At 65.8% G+C, this 17,674-nt stretch carries 18 protein-coding genes and 2 pseudogenes; 11 read left to right on the top strand and 9 right to left on the bottom strand.

Annotated features, from left to right (window positions below; genetic code table 11):
* Together JWN03_RS10460 and JWN03_RS10455 are read right to left on the bottom strand one after the other, a co-directional pair.
* Positions 1 to 1,523, bottom strand: a 1,523-nt coding sequence (locus JWN03_RS10460) for a DUF222 domain-containing protein (RefSeq protein WP_297613273.1), incomplete at its 3' end; no start/stop codon positions are given.
* Positions 1,524 to 1,972: 449 nt separating this feature from the next.
* Entirely contained in the window at positions 1,973 to 2,869 is an 897-nt protein-coding gene (locus JWN03_RS10455; RefSeq protein WP_297613271.1) for an alpha/beta fold hydrolase, read from the bottom strand.
* A 134-nt stretch (positions 2,870 to 3,003) separates the two neighbouring features.
* Here JWN03_RS10455 and JWN03_RS10450 point away from each other — a divergent pair, with 134 nt between their 5' ends.
* Entirely contained in the window at positions 3,004 to 4,263 is a 1,260-nt protein-coding gene (locus JWN03_RS10450; protein WP_297613268.1) for a DUF445 family protein, read from the top strand.
* 4 nt (positions 4,264 to 4,267) lie between these two features.
* On the opposite strand, the gene JWN03_RS10445 is transcribed toward JWN03_RS10450, so the two are convergent.
* Both JWN03_RS10445 and JWN03_RS10440 read right to left on the bottom strand, forming a co-directional pair.
* On the bottom strand, positions 4,268 to 5,092 hold the full coding sequence (locus JWN03_RS10445; RefSeq protein ID WP_297613266.1) for an SDR family NAD(P)-dependent oxidoreductase: 825 nt from the start codon (positions 5,090 to 5,092) through the stop codon (positions 4,268 to 4,270).
* A gap of 38 nt (positions 5,093 to 5,130) precedes the next feature.
* Positions 5,131 to 5,568 (bottom strand): hypothetical protein, encoded by a 438-nt coding sequence (locus JWN03_RS10440; RefSeq protein ID WP_297613263.1) that lies wholly within the window; start codon positions 5,566 to 5,568, stop codon positions 5,131 to 5,133.
* A gap of 156 nt (positions 5,569 to 5,724) precedes the next feature.
* Here JWN03_RS10440 and JWN03_RS10435 point away from each other — a divergent pair, with 156 nt between their 5' ends.
* On the top strand, positions 5,725 to 6,480 hold the full coding sequence (locus JWN03_RS10435) for a glutamine amidotransferase (protein ID WP_297613259.1): 756 nt from the start codon (positions 5,725 to 5,727) through the stop codon (positions 6,478 to 6,480).
* Here JWN03_RS10435 and JWN03_RS10430 read toward each other — a convergent pair.
* Positions 6,464 to 6,955: a nuclear transport factor 2 family protein gene (locus tag JWN03_RS10430; protein ID WP_297613256.1), complete on the bottom strand. Its 492-nt coding sequence runs from the start codon at positions 6,953 to 6,955 to the stop codon at positions 6,464 to 6,466. The genes JWN03_RS10435 and JWN03_RS10430 overlap by 17 nt on opposite strands.
* Before the next feature lie 120 nt (positions 6,956 to 7,075).
* A complete protein-coding gene (locus JWN03_RS10425) occupies positions 7,076 to 7,948 on the bottom strand; it encodes a LysR family transcriptional regulator (RefSeq protein WP_297613253.1) in 873 nt (290 codons plus the stop codon).
* A gap of 87 nt (positions 7,949 to 8,035) precedes the next feature.
* On the opposite strand from JWN03_RS10425, the gene JWN03_RS10420 reads away from it, so the two are divergent.
* On the top strand, positions 8,036 to 9,052 hold the full coding sequence (locus tag JWN03_RS10420; protein ID WP_297613251.1) for a bile acid:sodium symporter family protein: 1,017 nt from the start codon (positions 8,036 to 8,038) through the stop codon (positions 9,050 to 9,052).
* Here the strand turns inward: JWN03_RS10420 and JWN03_RS10415 are convergent.
* Positions 9,046 to 10,056: a polysaccharide deacetylase family protein gene (locus JWN03_RS10415; protein WP_297613248.1), complete on the bottom strand. Its 1,011-nt coding sequence runs from the start codon at positions 10,054 to 10,056 to the stop codon at positions 9,046 to 9,048. The genes JWN03_RS10420 and JWN03_RS10415 overlap by 7 nt on opposite strands.
* Before the next feature lie 113 nt (positions 10,057 to 10,169).
* Here JWN03_RS10415 and JWN03_RS10410 point away from each other — a divergent pair, with 113 nt between their 5' ends.
* A complete protein-coding gene (locus tag JWN03_RS10410; protein ID WP_297613245.1) occupies positions 10,170 to 11,498 on the top strand; it encodes a putative glycoside hydrolase in 1,329 nt (442 codons plus the stop codon).
* Positions 11,499 to 11,574: 76 nt separating this feature from the next.
* Positions 11,575 to 11,808, top strand: coding sequence for a hypothetical protein (locus JWN03_RS10405; RefSeq protein WP_297613242.1), 234 nt, complete (start codon positions 11,575 to 11,577; stop codon positions 11,806 to 11,808).
* A gap of 53 nt (positions 11,809 to 11,861) precedes the next feature.
* Here the strand turns inward: JWN03_RS10405 and JWN03_RS10400 are convergent, their stop codons facing one another.
* Together JWN03_RS10400 and JWN03_RS10395 are read right to left on the bottom strand one after the other, a co-directional pair.
* Positions 11,862 to 12,542, bottom strand: a complete 681-nt coding sequence (locus tag JWN03_RS10400; protein ID WP_297613239.1) for a cysteine hydrolase family protein — start codon at positions 12,540 to 12,542, stop codon at positions 11,862 to 11,864.
* A gap of 7 nt (positions 12,543 to 12,549) precedes the next feature.
* Positions 12,550 to 12,876 (bottom strand): hypothetical protein, encoded by a 327-nt coding sequence (locus tag JWN03_RS10395; protein ID WP_297613236.1) that lies wholly within the window; start codon positions 12,874 to 12,876, stop codon positions 12,550 to 12,552.
* A gap of 121 nt (positions 12,877 to 12,997) precedes the next feature.
* Here JWN03_RS10395 and JWN03_RS10390 point away from each other — a divergent pair, with 121 nt between their 5' ends.
* From JWN03_RS10390 to JWN03_RS45790, 6 genes and pseudogenes are all read left to right on the top strand, one after another.
* A complete protein-coding gene (locus JWN03_RS10390) occupies positions 12,998 to 13,339 on the top strand; it encodes a winged helix-turn-helix transcriptional regulator (RefSeq protein WP_297613233.1) in 342 nt (113 codons plus the stop codon).
* Positions 13,340 to 13,401: 62 nt separating this feature from the next.
* Entirely contained in the window at positions 13,402 to 14,172 is a 771-nt protein-coding gene (locus JWN03_RS10385) for an SGNH/GDSL hydrolase family protein (RefSeq protein ID WP_297613230.1), read from the top strand.
* A 112-nt stretch (positions 14,173 to 14,284) separates the two neighbouring features.
* Positions 14,285 to 15,685: a lipase family protein gene (locus JWN03_RS10380; RefSeq protein WP_297613227.1), complete on the top strand. Its 1,401-nt coding sequence runs from the start codon at positions 14,285 to 14,287 to the stop codon at positions 15,683 to 15,685.
* Positions 15,686 to 15,745: 60 nt separating this feature from the next.
* Entirely contained in the window at positions 15,746 to 16,399 is a 654-nt protein-coding gene (locus tag JWN03_RS10375; protein WP_297613224.1) for a TetR/AcrR family transcriptional regulator, read from the top strand.
* Positions 16,400 to 16,539: 140 nt separating this feature from the next.
* Positions 16,540 to 17,366, top strand: a pseudogene (locus JWN03_RS10370) (AMP-binding protein).
* A pseudogene (locus JWN03_RS45790) lies at positions 17,264 to 17,656 on the top strand (AMP-binding enzyme); the annotation flags it as partial. The pseudogenes JWN03_RS10370 and JWN03_RS45790, both read left to right, overlap by 103 nt.
* Positions 17,657 to 17,674 lie beyond the last annotated feature (18 nt).

Below are 17,674 nucleotides of genomic sequence, written 5' to 3'. Positions count from 1 at the left end.
CAGCCCTTCTCCGAGGCGATGAGTGCCAGTCGTTGTGCGGGACTGGCCAACCGGGGTTCCTGGTCGGAGCTGACCGAACCCGGACCATGCTCGGAGCTGGCTGAACCCGGACCGTGTTCGGGACCGTCGGGGCAGGCGTCGCCGCTGGGGATCGCTGCGCCGGTGTCGGATTCGGTGCTGGATGAGCGCAGGTCGCAGTCGGGACCGGCCCGTCGGGGACCCTGATCGGGATCAGCCGAACGCGGACCGTAGACGAGGCGGGCGGGTCGCGGGCCGTAGCCGAGGTTCGCCGACCGGGAGTTGCGCGCGGTTTCGGATGAGCGAACCTCGCGGCCGGAACCGGCAGGACCGGGCCCGTGCTCGGAGCTGGCGGGGCGAGCCTCGTCGCCGGGAAGCGCGGACTGGGAGTCACACTCGGTGCCGGATGCGCGCGCGGCGAGCTCGAGGTCGGCCCGGCGGTCGCCACGACCCAGATACAACGGCAACCCCACCGGATTCAGCACCGCGAGATACTTGCTGGACTTCGCCGCCAACTCGAGAGCTTCCGGGATCGACACGATCCCACCCGACGCCGTCGTCGCTACACCCGCCCGCGCTTCCAGATCAGCCAAACCCATGGTGACGATCGCCGACACCGGCAAGCCACGATGCTTACCGAGCTTCTTCACACCACCGAACTCCGGACGCAAAAACGCCAGCAACGCATCATGATTACGCTGCGCCGGAGTACGGGTGTCACGTTCGGCACACACCGCCAACTCCTGAGCGGTGAGCTTGTGATCAGCGACCCACGGACTTTCCGGGTCCTTCGCATTGCACATGCCCGGGCGGGCCAGCTTCGCGAACATCGGCTCCAGGACCGAGCGCAGCTTCCGGTTGATCTCACCCACGAACGGAGACATCCCATCCGCACGTTCGGCACCCAGGGTCAGCCCGCGCATCCGCTCACGATCGGCATCGGTGCTCAACGTGCCGTCCGGATCCAGACCCGCGAGCAGCACTTCCCCCATGACCGGCAACCCTTCGGGGTACCCGGTGGGGGCGAACTCGGTCAATTGCAACTCCGTGGCTTCACGCACATCGGCGTCGAGACAACCGGGCAGGCGGTTCATGACCGTCATGATCCGCCGCACGTGATCGACCCCGATCACCCCCTCACGGTGGGCTCGGGCGACGTGGGCGAGGGTGGGTTCGAGTTCGACGCCGGAGACGATGCGCGGCCCGGTTTCGACGGCGATGTTCACCCGGGACGCGGCGTCGGCGCGGGAGATGCCCAGGGTTTGGCGCAGAAACACTTTCGGGGTGGCGACCCCGCCACGCTGGGCCAGACCACGGGTGGTGGTTTCCACGACGAACCGGGTTTGCACGGCCTCGAGCTTGCGCTTACACGTTTCCACTTCCCGCATCACCGCGATGAATTCATCATCCTGCAACGGAACCAGCGACGCGTTCAGGAGGTCATCGACCGCCACCGACAGTGCGTGCGCACTATCGGCGTTTACGGTTTCTCCCCCCGAATTCATACCTCTATTCTACCGCCACAGAATAGGCCCGGAAAGGCGAATTGTGTTGTGATATAAGGATATTCAGATTCCCGTTTTGTTCTTTTTCGTTTTCTCTTCTTCTCGTCCAGGCGTCCTTGTCTTTTTGTTCTTTGCTAGCCTCGATCCCGAACACCTCAACACCTACGGAGGGCCACAGCCATGCAGCCGTCGCAAGAACAACTCGCGGCCTTGATCGGTGAAAACGCCTCCGCAACAGCCGTTTTCGGCGCTCCAGTCACAGCCGACGGCACAACCGTCATCCCTGTCGCCCGGGCAGCCGTCGGATTCGCTGGTGCGCCGGGCGGCGTCGGCGGAGGTGTCGACGTACGGCCGCTGGGCTTCATCGAGATCCGTAACGGCACAGCGCGTTACCGTTCGATCGGTGACAACTGGGCCCGTGTGGTCCTGCCGGTGACCGCGATTGCCGCCTACTTGGTGCTCGCGGCGAGGTCGATCAGCCGTGCTCGCACCAGCTCTGGGCGTTCGTCGACGATGAAGTGGCCGCAGCCGGTGACGCCTTCGAAGGTGTAGTCGTCGGATCGTGCGGTGGCGGGGTCGGCGAGTGAAAAGTGAACGGCCGCATCGTTGATTCCGAAGAGGGCTCGGATCGGGACTGTTGCGCGGCGGCGCTCGGGGTTGCGCGCAGTAGCGGGGATCTCTTTCAACCAGAACGTCCGGTAGGTGTCGGTTGCCGCTCGGGCGCACACCGGATCGCGGAAGCGGTCGGCGAAGATCTGGACTACCTCCGGGCTTACGGCGTTGCGATCGGTCATGGCGGAGCGGATCAGCCATTCCAGGAAGCCGGTTCGCTGCTGTACGGGGACACCGGCGATGGCGATCAGGGGCTGGTAGGTCAGGAACCGCCACAGCTGCCGGGAGACGACCCGGGTCGGTACCCAGGGGTGCGCCATATTCATCGCGAGGTATCCGGAGAATCGGTCCGGCTCGCGCAGCACCATGCGGTATCCGATGAACGCGCCCCAGTCGTGGCCGCCGAGGAGCACTCGTTCGATACCCAGCTCGTCGAGCAGCGCGAACAGATCCGAGGCCACGTCCTCCTTGGCCCAGCGGTGCGGCGGGGGACCGGACCAGCCGTAGCCGGGCAGGTCGGGCGCGATGATGCGCAGGCCCGCAGGCGGATCCGCCAGTAGATCGCGGTACGCGTAGTGGTGTTGCGGCCATCCGTGCAGCAGCAGGACCGGCCGTCCGTCGGGGTCGCCGCTCTCGGTCACGTGGAATCGGACGCCTCGCGCTTCGACGAACGACCGTCGGACTCCGGGTAGGGCAGGCGGCTCGGAAAGGACGGCACCGGTGGATTCAGCCATACGATCACGGTAGCGGTCGGGCGTGTGGTGTGCCGGAATGCGTATATGGCGGCGATCATGCACGTAATCTTGCAAAGAGAGTCTCCGGTCCGGCAGGCCGCTGATCCGAAAGGCCGTGCGTGGATCGTCGACTAGTGCTCGAGTTGATCTCCATTCCGCTGTTCACCGGCGTTATCGGGTACATCACCAACTGGACCGGCATTCTGATGTTGTTCGAGCCCATCAAGTTTCACGGGTTCCGGCTGCCGGGGCTGAAGTGGGTGTTTCCGTATCTGCCGCGCCGGATTCAGGTGCTGCCGCTGCTGTCGCACGACGGGCGGATCGGCTGGCAGGGGATTGTGCCGTCGCGGGCCGAGAAAATGGCCAGCATTGCCGTCGACAAAGGCTTGTCCAAGCTCGGCAATATGTCCGACTTCTATCGGGAGCTGGATCCGGACAGCATTGCCGATCAGCTGGTACAGCTGACCCGGCCGCAGATTCCGGCCATGGTGGCTCGGGTGATGGAGCGGCGAAATCCGCAATTGTGGTTCAACCTGCCCGAACCCGCGCAGGAGCTGGTATATCGCCGTGTCGCGGATCAACTCCCCGAGAGCGCGCACACCATCACCACCACGATCGGCGAACATATCGAGGAGCTGATCGACCCCAAGTGGATGACGATCCGCCACCTTACCGAGCATCCCCGGCTGATCAACCGCATCTTCCGCGAGATCGCCGCCTCCGAACTGCGATTCATGCAGAATTTCGGCTTCTACTTCGGCTATCCGATGGGCTTCGTGCTCGTCGCGATCCTCTACAACTGGCCGTACTGGTGGATCCTGCCGCTGGGCGGCGTGATCATCGGCTATGTCGTGAACTGGGTCGGCATCACCATGATCTACGAACCGCTGCACCCGAAGTGGTGGGTGCCGTGGCGGCAGGGGCTACTCCTCAAGCGCCGCAATGAGATCGCGGACGGCTATGCCGAAATCATTGCCGGTGAGGTGATGACGCCGCGCAATCTGGCCCGCGAACTGCTCACCGGACCGCGCTCGGATCGCACCGCGGCCATGCTCGAATCGGTGCTCGGGGCCTCCATCGACAAGGCGGCGGGGCAGGCCAAGCCGGCGGTGCGCTTCTCGCTGGGCCGCTCCGGCTACGACCAGATCAAATCCGATGCGGCCCCGGAGCTCATGAGTCTGGCCAAGGTGGCATTCGCCGACCCCAGCTTCCTGTCCACGCAAACCGTCCGCATTCGCGACTTCGTGGCTACGCAGATGCGCACGCTGGACCGCCGCGATTTTGTCGACCTGCTGCGCTCGGCCACCCGACAGGACGAATGGCTGCTGTTCGTCCACGGCGCTGCCCTCGGTGTGGTCGGCGGCCTGATCCACCTGGCGATCTTCCCCGTGTGAACGGTCAGGGCCGAGGGGCGATGAATTCGCGGGTGAGCGCGTCGAGAGTGCGGGCTGCCGCGGGGTCGAAAGCCCGGCCGGTCACATTGATTCGCCTGCCCTCGATGACAGCGGTCAGCGGATCGGCGGGTGGATTGTCGACCAGTTCGAAGATGGGGGCGGCGGCGACCGGAATGGGTTTGCCGTAGCGCCGCAGGTTCTCCACCATCAGCTGGGTGGCGCGGTCGTAGTCGCCGGTCTGCGCGGTGGCGGTGACGCCGGGGTGGACCAGCACATAGCGGGTCTTGCCGGTGGGATACTGCTGCACGAAGGCGACGCCGAGCAGATCGTTGAGCTTGCCGCCCTGGCCGAGGGCGCCGCCGCCGGTGTAGTGCTGGGTGAGCTGAATATCGTTCCAGGACACCGCGGAGAGATCGCCGCCCGGGCCCGCCACATTGACGATGACCGGCCGGGCGGCGCGCTCCAAATTGTCGTGGAGTTCATGGCCGAACAGGAAGCGGCTGAGATAGAAGTGCGCGAAGGTCGCCTCGATGCCGTCCTCGGTCTCGGCGCGGTCGGAGCGAAAGAATCTGGCGCACAACACCAGTGCGTCGATCACCGGAAAGCTCGACCGCAACTCGTCCAGGACGGCCCGATTCTGTGCGAGTGAGCCGAGGTCGGCGGGCAGGAACACCCCGTGTGCGCCTGCTCGCTCCAGAAAGGCCTTGCCCTTCTCGGCATTTCGGCCGATCACCACAACCCGGTCACCGCGCTCGGCATACGCCTGAGCGAGGTAGCGGCCGATCCCATCGGTGCCGCCGGTGATCACGATCGTCCTCATCGCCGGCATGCCTCGAGTGTAGTCCTGTGCGCGAGTGCCGATACGGGCTATGCGGGCACGATGGTGGCGACGATGGTCTTGATCGAATCGTCCGGAATGACGAAGGTTTCGGTGATGTCCACCGTTGCCAGCCGCACCCCGAGGATGCCGGAGTCGAGCAGATAGCGGGTCGTCACCACATCCCCGGACTGCGACATATGAAGATCGTGGATGCCCTGGATCACCGAATACTGCACGCCGTGATTGAGATCCTCCGTCAATTGCGGTCCGGAGTAACCGGTCTGCAGCCCCGCCTCGACGCGCGTCGCATCGGGCGTGAACTTCACCGCGCCGGCATCGTGCGATACCAGGGCGTCGATATAGGCGCGAGCCATCGCCTCCTTCGGGGTGATGGCGTAATCCGCCTCTGCCGCAGCGATTCCCGAGCTGGCGACGAGGGCCGCCGCCACCGTGGTCGACAAAACTGCAACTCGTTTCAGTTCCATGCGCTCATCCTGGCGTAAACACCGCAACCTTCGCAGCGGATCCGGCCACGCCGCTACTACGGGGATCTCCTCGGCTATCGCCACGAAACGGCCAAACAACGTGCGAACAGCGAATAAGGCGCAATTGCCGGGTCGCCGGGATTCATAATCTGAGTTATGCCGAAGCCGTGCCTACTCCTGCAGTTGCGGCCCGAGACGGCGGCCGCGGATGACGAATACCTGGCCATTCTGCGCATCGGCGGGCTGGACGCCGCCGAGGTGCTGCGGGTGCAGATGGATCGGGAGTTTCCCGATATCGAGCTCGATGAATTCTCGGCGGTCATCGTCGGCGGCGGGCCGAGCAATGTCGGCAGCCCCGAGGACCGCAAGTACGAGTATCAGCGGAAGTTCGAGCCCAAGCTGCGGAAGGTGCTCAGCGAGGTGGTCGAGCGGGACTTCCCGTATCTGGGCGCCTGCTACGGGTTGAGCATTCTGGCGGATGTGCTGGGCGGGCGGGTCAGCGATGAGCGGTACGGGGAGAAGACCGGCGCGCAAACTATCGAATTGACCGATCAGGCGCGCGAGGATCCGCTGCTGCACGATCTGCCGCAGACCTTCCGGGCCTTTGCCGGGCACAAGGAGGCCTGCCAGGGCACGCCTCCGGGCGCGGTGCTGCTGGCGCGCTCGGCGAGCTGCCCGGTGCAGATGATTCGGGTCGGCGAGCACGTGTACGCGACGCAGTTCCATCCCGAGCTGGATGGTGACGGGCTCGCGGTGCGTATCGAGATCTACCGGCACTCAGGGTATTTCGATCCGTGGGAGGCCGATGCGCTCACCGAGCTCGGCCATCGGGAATCGGTCCCGGTGCCGGGTGAGATCCTGCGCAGATTCGCCGGCCGCTACCTCGGCAAGCGGCTCACGAGCCGCCCATGACCACGTGCTTCATCTCTTCCTGTGGCGCGCAGCGCATTTGGCCGCCGGCCTGGATCCATTCGCCGACCACGCGCGGCGCGTCACGCACCGGGTTGTAGATGTCCTCCTCCGAGGAGAACAGGCCGTCGCCCGCGTAGACGATGCGGCTGACATTGGGGAACCAGAACTCCACGCCCGGTTCGGTGGGGTGATCGAGCAGATTCCGGATGCCGATCACGATCGCGTCATCGGTTTCGTCGAAGGCGATCCACTGATGCGGAAAACGCATGTGCGGGAACGGCTTCATCACATTGATGATCCACTGCCGCACCACTTCGCGGCCGTGCATGATCCCGTAGGCGTGTTCGATGTACTCCACGTCCTCGGTGAACAGATCGGCGAAGGCCGACCATTCGCCGGAGGCCGAACACTCGTCGACCACGCTGCCGTAGTGCTCGAGGGCCTGTTCTAGTTCCGCGCGACTGTATTTGCCCATGGCCATAACTCCTGCATAGATCTCTGACCGCCCCGAGTGCGGCTGAGAATCACGCTAGGGGAACCGATGCGCGAATGGGAGCGAAATCGTATGCCTCGAGGCAACTTCGATTATGCGGTCTCACCAGCCGGGACGGTCGCCGTGCTTGAGGCGGTAGGTGTTCTCCACAATGGCGCGGGTGAGAGCCCGCTCGGGCGGGGTCTGGGTGCGGCGCGGTGAGTGGATGAGGATGAACTCGATACTGGACGGGCGCGGTTCGGGCAGCCCTGAAACCGGGTACAGGTCCGGGGGCAGCAGGCTTTCGCTGTGCACGACGAACCCGAGTCCGGCCAGTACGGCGGCCCGAAGTCCCAACTGGCCCTTGGTGGTACAGGTGATCCGGTAGTCGAGGCCCGCGTGTTCCAGCGCGGCCAGGGCGGACTCCCGGGACAGGCCGGGCGGGGGATAGGTGACGATCGGCACCGGCCGGGTGAGGTCGAGGACGGCATCGGCGGGGCCCGCCCAGACGAAACGGTCCTCGAACACGAGCTGGCCGTGCCGGGTGCCCGGCCGGCGTTTGACGAAGGCCAGATCGAGGCGGTCGGCTCGCAGTTCGGCGTGCACCTCGTCGCTGAGCCCGATGGACAGTTCCAGATCCACCTGCGGGTAGGCGCGGCGGAACTCCAGCAGGATGGACGGCAGGGCCTGGGAGACCAGGTCTTCCGAGACGCCGAAGCGGATCCGGCCGCTCAATTGCTCACCGTCGAAGAAGCGCACCGCCTCGTCGTGTGCGTCGACAATGGTCCGGGCGAAGCGCACCAGGGCCGCGCCGTCGGTGGTGAGGGTGACCGAATGGGTATCGCGGACGAACAGTTCGCGGCCCAGCGCGGATTCGAGCTTCTTCACATGCCCGCTGACCGTCGGCTGTCGCAGGCCCAGCTGCCGGGCGGCCTGGCTGAAGCTGCGGTAATGGTCGACGGCGAGGAAGCTGCGCAGCAGCACGGGATCGAGCATGACTGGTCCGCCTATCGCGATACGTGATAGCGAATATAGCTCATATCGCGTTCCGTGATGCCGTGCGGATCCGTAGCGTCGCGCCTTGTGAAGGTGCTGAGCAAGTTCCATATCGACGGGTTCATTCTCGGTCTGCTGAGCATGGTGGTCCTGGGTGCGGTACTTCCCGCCTCCGGCTCGGCCGCCGACGTCCTGGGCTGGGTCACCAAGATCGCCATCGCGATGCTGTTCCTGCTCTACGGCACCCGGCTCTCGCCCGCCGAGGCGTGGGCCGGGCTGCGGCACTGGCGTCTGCATCTGACGGTGCTCACCGTGACCTTCGTGATCTTCCCGCTGCTCGGCTTCGGCCTGTGGCTGCTGGGCCGCGGATTCCTGCCGTCGGATCTGCGCACCGGCGTGCTGTTCCTGTGCCTGGTGCCCTCCACCGTGCAGAGCTCCATCGCCTTCACCTCCATCGCGCGCGGCAATGTGGCGGCGGCCATGGTCAGCGCCTCGGCCTCGAATGTGCTCGGCGTGGCGCTCACCCCGCTGCTCGTCGTACTGCTCATGACCACCAGCGGCGAGGTGCATATCGGCGCGGGCGCGATCATCGCGATCCTGACCCAGCTGCTGGTGCCGTTCCTGGTGGGGCAATTGCTGCGCCCGCTCGTGGGGCCGTGGCTCGCGCGGCATCATCCGGTGGTCAAGAACGTCGACCGCGGCTCGGTCCTGCTGGTCGTCTACACCGCCTTCAGCGCGGGCACGGTGGAGGGCATCTGGCAGGCGGTGCCGCCCTGGCGCATTGCCGAAGTCGCGGTGATCTGCGCCGTCCTGCTGGCGGCCGTGCTGACCATTACCGGCGGCCTCGGCAAACTGCTCGGCTTCGCCCTGGCGGACCGGATCGTGGTGACCTTCGCCGGTTCGAAGAAGAGCCTCGCGTCCGGGCTCCCGATGGCGGCGGTGTTGTTCGGCGGTCAGCAGACGGCGCTGATCGTGCTGCCGCTCATGATCTTCCACCAGATTCAGCTGATCGTCTGCGCGTTCCTCGCGCCGCGATTCGCCCGCAAGGCGCAGGTCGACACCGAGACGGTGGCACCGGAGCTGGCCGTGGCCGCTGCTCAGTAGGGCGCGGCGGCGGCCGTCCAGCGGGCGGTGAGCTCTCCGGAGAGGTTCCGCGGGAAGGAGATTCGGGCCGGGTCGCCGTCGGAGGTGTAGCGCTGGTCCGGATGTTCGTCGAGCCGATCGAGCCAGTAGGTCGAATCGAAGGGGACCGGGCTGCGGCCCGAGCGGATGCGGGGTACGGCGGCGGGGTCGAACGTGCCGTAGGGGGAGGGTGCGGGTTCCGCGCCGACCAGCAGAACCGCGTCGAACGTGTAGGGAGTGCCGTCCCAGTTGCCCGCGGTGGCCAGGGCGTGATCTCTGGGGAAAACACCGAGTGGCAGCGCCATTGTCCGGACCGGCACGCCTGGTATCGCCGTAGTGATCGCACGCAGGTTCAGCACCAGTTCGCGCTGGACGCCGGTGCCGTCCAGGTGCGCGAGATTGGCGTGTGTGGCGGTGTGCGCGCCGATCTCGTAGCCGTGCGCCGTCAGCCACGGGAGGGCCCGTGCCTCGTCTGCGAACGGGTCATTGTTGACGAAAAATGTTGCGGTGGGCGCGAAGTCCGGGTGCTGGGTCCGGAAGGTCTCCAGGATTCCGATGGCGCTGCCGGGCGCCGGGCTGCCGTCGGCGGCGAAAGCGAGTTGGCTGGTGGTCGAATCGTCGAAGGTGAGTACGACGGGATGGGTGCCGGCGGGGAGGTCGATGGCGCCGGAGATGTACCGGGACAAGGTGATCGGCCGATAGTTCTCGCGTTGCAGCCGATCCAGTTCCGCCCGGAACTTCTCGGGCGTCTGGTCGTACTCACCGGCCGGTGCGGGGGAGAGCTGGTGGTACATCAGGATCGGCACCAGACCGAGTTCGTTCGCACCGACGACGGCCGGATCGGGCGGCGGTGTGGTGATCGGCGGCGCGATGGCGGTAGTCCTGGCATCCCGCGCCGCGGACACCGTGGGCTCCGGAGCTGTGCAGGCGACGGCGATGATCATGAGAGCCGCCCAGATGATCCGCAGGGCCGCGATCTTGGCCATTATCGAACTCTACTGTCGGCCAATCCGTTTCGGGCGATACTCGAGAATCTCACGCGGTGGGTGCACCTGCGGCGGGATAGTGGGGGAAAGTCGAGCGAGAGTTGGTATACGCGGTGCTGAAGCGGGTCCCGGCTGCCAGGCGATGGCGCCTGCTGGTCGTTGTCGCAGTGGTGGTGGTCATTGTCGGTGGGATTGCCGGCTTCCTGCGCGCGGGGCCCGAGGCGTCGCGCGCCGCGGCGCAGCCGCTCGCGCTGGAATTCACTCAGCCGGAGACGGTGTCGTCCTATCGGGCGCCGATTACGCTGCGCGGCAGGGCGACCGGTGCCAAGAGCCTTGCCGTCGCCGGACAGCCGATCACGCCGGGCCCCGACGGCACGTTCGAGGTCACCCTGCCGCAGTTGCCGACCGGCGCGGCGGTGGTCGCGACGGATGCCGATGGTAAGACGATGACGCAGCCCATCACCACCCGCGCCGAGGTGCCGCGGATTCGGGCGGTGCACGTCACCGCGTACGCGTGGGCCTACGAACCGATGCGCGACGATGTGCTGAATATGGCGCGGGAGGGGCGCATCGATACCGTCCAGCTCGATATCAAGGACGAGGACGGCGTGGTCGGCTACGACTCGCAGGTACCGCTCGCCCGGGAATCGGGGGCGTCCGCGGGCATCTACGACGCCGGTTCCGCGCTGAAGACCCTGCACGATATGGGTATCCGGGTGGTGGGCCGGATCGTCGCCTTCCGTGATCGCACCATGGCCGAGTTCGCCTGGCACTCCGGGCATCCGGACTGGGTCATCCAGAACCCTTCGGGTCAGCCGTATTCCAGCGGCTACGGATCGATCGCCTTCACCAATTTCGCCAGCCCCGAAATGCGCCGGTACAACATCGATCTCGCGGCCGAGGGGGCGCGGCTGGGGTTCGACGACATCATGTACGACTACATTCGCCGCCCCGACGGGCCGCTGTCGAATATGGTCTTTCCTGGTCTGAACGTGTCGCCGAGCGTCTCGATCGCCGACTTCCTGCACGAGAGCCGCGACCCGGTCCGCGCTGCCGGCGCCTTCCAGAGTGCGGCGGTCTTCGGCATTGCCGCGACGCGGCCGGACGAGATCGCCCAGGATATTCCGCTGATGGCACGCAATCTCGACTACGTCGCGCCCATGCTCTACCCCTCGCACTGGAACGCCGGTGAATACGATGTGGCGAATCCCAATGCGCAGCCGTACGACATCATCTTCCGCTGTCTGCAGGACTTTCAGCGCCAGGTGCAGGGCACCGGAGCCAAGGTCGTGCCGTGGCTGCAGGATTTCAGCCTGGGCGTGAATTACGGCGATGCCCAGGTGCGCGCGCAGGTTGATGCGGCCGCGGCCCAGGGCATCCCCAGTTTCTTCCTCTGGAATGCGGCGGTGCGCTACCACTCCGGCGCGCTGGACCCGGCCTGATCCGCTTTCCGCGGGGTGCGGGGGATAGTAGCGGTAGGTTAACCGACCGGTCGGAACCGTCCCGCAAGGAGTGATTATGAGCAGCCCCGAGAAGCCGTCCGTACTCGCCCGTGTCTCGCCGATGCAGTGGGTGGCGCTGGCGCTGACCGTGCTGGCCGTCGTCTTCGTCGCCGAGAACCGCACCAAGGTCTCGATCGAATTCCTGCTGATCACCATCCGCTCGCCCATGTGGATGGTGCTGCTGGTGATGTTCGTGGTCGGCTGGATCGCCGGCCTGCTCACCGCACGGCAGCGTCGCCGGTCCCGATAGATGTCCGGTAGTCGCTGGACGGCCCTACCGCGGGCCGTCTGGGCGTATATCCGCTATGACACTCGGCTTCGCGTGTTACCCCCTGACTCGCGGTCGTCCCCGCCGAGCAATTTGGTGAGGGTGGCGGTGTCAGTAGTGCGGGAGCCACCGGCGAAAGCCAGTGTGGCGTACGAGCGTTCGGCCGCCTCAGGGTGGCCGCTGCCGCACGCGTCGGTGACCACGATGGGGAGATAGCCGAGATCGGTGGCGTGGCGGACGGTGGGTTCGATGCCTACCTCGAGGGCAATGCCCGCTATGGCGAAGCTGTCGATTCCCAAGTCGCGCAGGGCGATATCCAGTGGAGTGGCGGTGAACGCCGACATGGTGATCTTGTCGAAGACGATCTCGTTCGGGCCGGGGGTGAGTTCGGGTACCAGCTGGTACTGCGGTGAGCCCTGGGGGAACGAGGCGTGGACTTCGTTCACACTGTCCACGTGCTGCCATTCCATGGCGGTGCGCAGTTGTGAGACACCGGCCGCTGCTACGGGAATCGACATATGCCTGGTGTAGAAGACCCGGAAACCGTTCTCCCGGGCGGTATCTCGCAGCCGCCGGCAGGACTCGGTAATGCGCTCGCCGTCGGGGAGCTGGCGGACGATCCCGATCTGCATGTCATAGATCAGCAGCGCCAGGCGCGCCGGATCGCAGGCCTCCTCGACGGTCTGCGGAATGGTCAGGCCGTACGCGTATTGCACGTCGGCCTCACTTGGTCCGGTCGTAGGGTGCGGCGACGTCGACGGCCGGATCCATCAGCGCCTCGAGCGGCAGCGGCGCCATGACCGGAACGTAGGTCCACTCCAGGAACCCCTTCTTGGTGAGCGGGAAGTCGTCGATGTACCGCTTGGCCTCCGCGACGCTGTCCACCTCGAACACGATCACCACACCGGGTTCGTCGGCGCGCGCGTAGTTCTCGCGCACAATGCCGGCCTTCCAGAGCCGCCACACATTGGCGACTTCTTCGGGTAGGAACGGGGTGATGGTTTCGAGGGTGACGCCGGGCTTGAATCGGTCGAACGTAATGACCTTCATGGGCTGTGAACTCCGTGTCCGCGGATTGTGCTGCGGCCGTGCGCCGCAGTCCAGAATCCATGGAAGCCTGATGATTACAGTCTTACAAGAACGCACTTTTCGGTAAGTACCGGAGGCTCGAATGCCCGTGAAGCGCTATTACTGCCCGGTCGAGGTGACCGTCGATCTGATCGGCGGCAAATGGAAGCCGGTGATTCTGGCGCACCTCAAGGAGGGGGTGCGCCGCTATGGGGAGCTGCGCCGGCTGATGCCGACCACCAGTGAGAAGATGCTGATCCAGCAGCTGCGCGAACTGGAATCGGCGGGGCTGGTGCGCCGCGCCGCCTTCGCCACCGTCCCGCCTCAGGTCGAGTACGACCTGACCGAGGAGGGCTGGAGTCTGGTGCCGGTGCTGACCGCCCTCTACGAGTGGGGCGAGAAACGCTGTGAGCGAACCGGCATTACGGTCGAACTGCCGCGGTGACCATCTGGCCGTAGCATTCGGTTCTGTCGTGCCCTCGCAGGAGAGTCAACGTGGAGTCGAAAATGCCATCCGCACCGTTGTTCACCCGCTTCGTCGCCCTGGGGGACAGTCAGACCGAGGGGATCGGTGATCCCGACGGTAATGGCGGGCACCGCGGCTGGGCGGACCGGCTGGCGGGCACTCTCGCCACCGTGAGTCCTGGTCTGCGCTATGCCAATCTGGCCGTGCGCGGCCGCCGGGCCGCGGAGATCCGGGCGGAACAGCTCGGCCCCGCGCTGGCATTGCGCCCGGACCTGGCCGCCGTCGTGGCGGGTATGAACGATGTCATCCGGCCCCGCTTCGATCAGGCTGCGGTGCTCGCCGATATCGAGGCGATGTTCGCCGCACTCACCGGCGTCGGGGCCCGGGTCATCACCTTCACCTTCCCGGATATCGGCAGTGTCGCTCCCGTGGTGCGGCCGCTCTCGGGCCGGGTGCGGGCCTTGAACGAACGCCTGCGGACACTCGCCGCCCGGCACGGGGTGACGCTGATCGATTTCGAGCCGGTCCCGGCCACCGCGCATCCGCGCGCGTGGGCGGAGGATCGGCTGCATCTGAGTCCGCTCGGCCATACGCTCGTGGCCCGCGCGGTCGCCGACACCCTCGCGCTGCCCGGATCGGATGCCGGTTGGCGTCAGCCGCTGCCGCCGCTCGAACGCAGCCTGCCCGCCGTGCTCACCGATGAACTGCGTTGGACCTCGCGATATCTGGTGCCGTGGGTAGGACGGCGTCTGCGCGGGGAGTCCTCCGGTGACGGTGTGGTGCCGAAGCGACCGGATATGACTCCCGTCTGATCGGCCCCGGCTCAGCCGCGTCCGCCAAATTTTCATGCCGCATGTGACGGGGTAGACAGTCTGCGGACCATCTGAAAAGATCTCTTACCAATAAGGGTAGGAGGGCGGAATCATGAACGTGCGCAAAGGTGGGCGCGTCTTGGTCGTGGGTGTCATCGCGATAGCGGGAGCGTGGACCGGGTTTGGTTCGTCGGCCGCGGCGCCGGAGGTGCAGCCCGCCGATATTCGAATAGAACCGGCGCCCGCGCTCACGCTGCCGCCGGAATTGGATGATTTCTATCGACCGGCGGCAGGCGTCGTCGCGGCAGCGCAGCCCGGCGAAATTCTGCGGGTGCGTTCGGTCAATCCGGCGTTCCTGGGCGTGCTGCCGCTGAATATCGATGCGTGGCAGCTGCTCTACCGCACGACCAACAGTCACGGTGAGCCCATATCCACGGTCACCACGATTCTGCGTCCGCGCGGGGATGCCCCCGAGGGCGGGCGCAAGCTGCTGTCCTATCAGATTGCCGAGGACAGTGCGGCGCAGTATTGCGCACCGTCCTATGTCATCCAATCCGGTGCTATTCCAGCCGATTACGTCAATGCGGCCGAGACGCTCATCCCGATCGCCGCCGGCGTCGGCCAGGGCTGGACCGTCGCACTGCCGGATTATGAGGGGCCGAATTCGGCATACGGCGCGTCTCGAATGAACGCGCAGGCCACCCTCGACGGCATTCGCGCCGCGGAGAATTTCGGACCCGCGCAGCTGAGCGGCCCGGGCACGCCGGCCGCGCTCTGGGGATATTCGGGCGGCACCATTCCCAGCTCGTTCGTGCCGGAGATCAAGGAAAGCTACGCGCCGGAGTTGAATATCGTCGGTGCCGCCTCGGGCGGCGTGGCCCCGGCCGACTTCGCAACCGTGGTGCGGCACAACAATAATGGTGTCTACGCGGGCCTCATCTCGGCCGCCTTCACCGGGATCGCGACCGAATATCCGGACATGCAGCGCGTGCTGACCGAACGCGTCGATCTGCTCGGGCAGTTCGTGCTGGCGTCGAAAAAGGTGCTGTGCCACCCGCAGGGCGCGATCGTGTTCCCCGGACTCAACTACCTGGGCACCTTCGAGGGCGCGGATCCATTGCAACTGCCGGAGATTCGGGAGGCGATCGCGGACAATACGCTGGGACAACACACTCCGACGGTGCCGATCTACTTCTATCACGCGCAGAACGACGAGTTGATCCCCATCGGCGGCACCGACGCGATCATCGACAAGTACTGCGCGGAGGGCGCTCCCAGCGTCACCTATGTAAGGGAATTCGCCGCCGAGCACATCTCGGGCGTACTCACCCACCTGCCCGGGGCCTTCGACTGGCTGCGGGATCGGCTCAACGGGGTAGCGGCTCCCGCGGGCTGTTCGATCACGAGCCCGACGACCACCGTGACGGATCCGCAGTTCGCGCAGGCACTCTCGGAAATCTTGCCGCCGCTGGCCCAGGTCCTGGTCGGACAGGCCATCGGGCGCACCGGCTAGGTCGGTGACCTACCTATTGCGCAGAGCGGAAGCGGACTGCGCAATAGGTAGGATCAGCCAATGGCACGACAGCGGGACGACGCCAGCATTCGTCGCAGTTATGGTGGTCTGTCCAGCGAGGAGCGGACGGCGCAGCGACGGGAAAGACTGCTCGAGGCAGCGCTGGAATTATTCGGCACCCAGGGTTATGCGGCGTCGCCCATCGAGCGACTGTGTTCCGAAGGCGGTATTTCGACCCGTAGCTTCTACGAGGAAATGGGCAGTCGCGAAGCACTATTGATCGCACTGGTCGATCAGATCACTTCGCGGGCGGTCGAGCGGGCATTGGAAGTGCTCGGGAAAGTGCGTGATCAGCCGCTGACCGTTCAGGTCTCGGAGTGCGTGCGCGCCTACCTCGAGGTGACCTGTCACGACCGGCGCTCGGCGAAGGTCTGCTATGTCGAAGTGATCGGAGTCAGTTCTGCGGTGGAGGATTGGCGGCGGGAAAAGCGCCTGCTCATCTCCGGAATGCTGGCGCGCGAGGCCGAGCAGTCGGCCGCGCGCGGTGAGATATCCGAGCGCCGGTTCGACCTGTTCGCGCTGGCGATTATCGGTGCGGTCAATTCACTGGCCCAGGAGCTGGTGCAGACCACCGATCCGGGCACCGAGATCACCCTCGACGAAATCTGCGATGAGATCGCCTATCTCGTGAATTATGGGCTGTCCGCACGCTGAAATCAGCTGGTTGATTTTCGCTGGGCAGTACGCCGCCGATCATCTGAAAAGAAATCTTGCCCAATGTGATCGAATCTCCTACAGTCGTATTCAGTTCATCTCGTTCGAGTTGAAAGAATGATTCTCTGGACGGAGTGTTCATGCCCTCCCTCGGTAGCGCGATTCGCGCAGCGGCGGTCAATCTGCATTCGGTAGGCGTGCTCCAGCGCGCGGGAGTGATCGATCTGCTCGCGCCGGCCCGCACCGTGCGCACCGCACGAGCGGTCCGGCACTATGGCGCACTCTCCGGACCGGTGCACAGCGCGGCCCGGCGGGAACCGGACCGGGTGGCGGTCATCGACGAGCGCGGCGCACTGACCTATCGGGACCTCGACCTCCGCAGCAATGCGCTGGCCAGGGGACTCGTGGCGCGCGGGATCGGTCCGGGCAGCACGTCGCCACCCTGGTCCAGGACAGTCGCGAACTCGTCGACACCATGCTCGCCGCCGGCAAGGTCGGTGCGCGGCTGGTGCTGCTCAATACCGGATTCGCCGCACCGCAACTGGCCGATGTCGCGGCGCGCGAAGGGGTGAATGTCCCTGTGTACGACCAGGAATTTACCCCGCTGCTGCAGGTCTTGCGGTCGGATATGCACCGGGTACTGGCGCAGCACGACGGTGGCGGAACGCTGAGCCTTGATGAGCTGATCGCTGCGAACGACAGTGCGGAACTGCCGCCGCCGGCATCCCAGGGCGGGTTCGTGCTGCTGACCGGCGGCACCACCGGGACACCGAAAGGGGTGCCGCGTGAGGTGCGATCGCCACTCGCGGCAGCGGCCTTCCTGGAGCGGATTCCGCTGCGTCGCAACCAAACCCTGGTGCCGGCGGCGGCGGCAAGAACCGCATCGACGGCCTGCTCTCCTCCGGCGATGTCGGGCACTGGGATGCGGGTGGCCGACTGTTCATCGACGGCCGCGACGACGACATGATCGTTTCCGGCGGTGAGAACGTCTTTCCGGGTGAGGTCGAGGAGCTGCTGTACGCCCACCCGGAGATCGCGGAGGCGGCGATCGTCGCGGTGCCCGATGCCGAATTCGGGCAGCGGCTGGCGGCATTCGTGGTGCGGCATCCGGGTGCGTTGCTGGATGCCGAGGGGGTCCGGGCGTATGTGCGGGCCAATCTGGCGCGGTTCAAGGTGCCGCGTGATGTCGACTTCGCGCTGGAGCTACCCCGCACGAATACCGGCAAACTGCTGCGCCGTCAGCTCGAAACCCAGTGAACAAGAAGAGAACACATC

This window comes from Nocardia sp., from assembly GCF_025465275.1.
GTDB lineage: Bacteria > Actinomycetota > Actinomycetes > Mycobacteriales > Mycobacteriaceae > Nocardia.
Note: the sequence above shows the minus strand (reverse complement) of the source record. Positions and strands in the feature narration are given on the sequence as shown.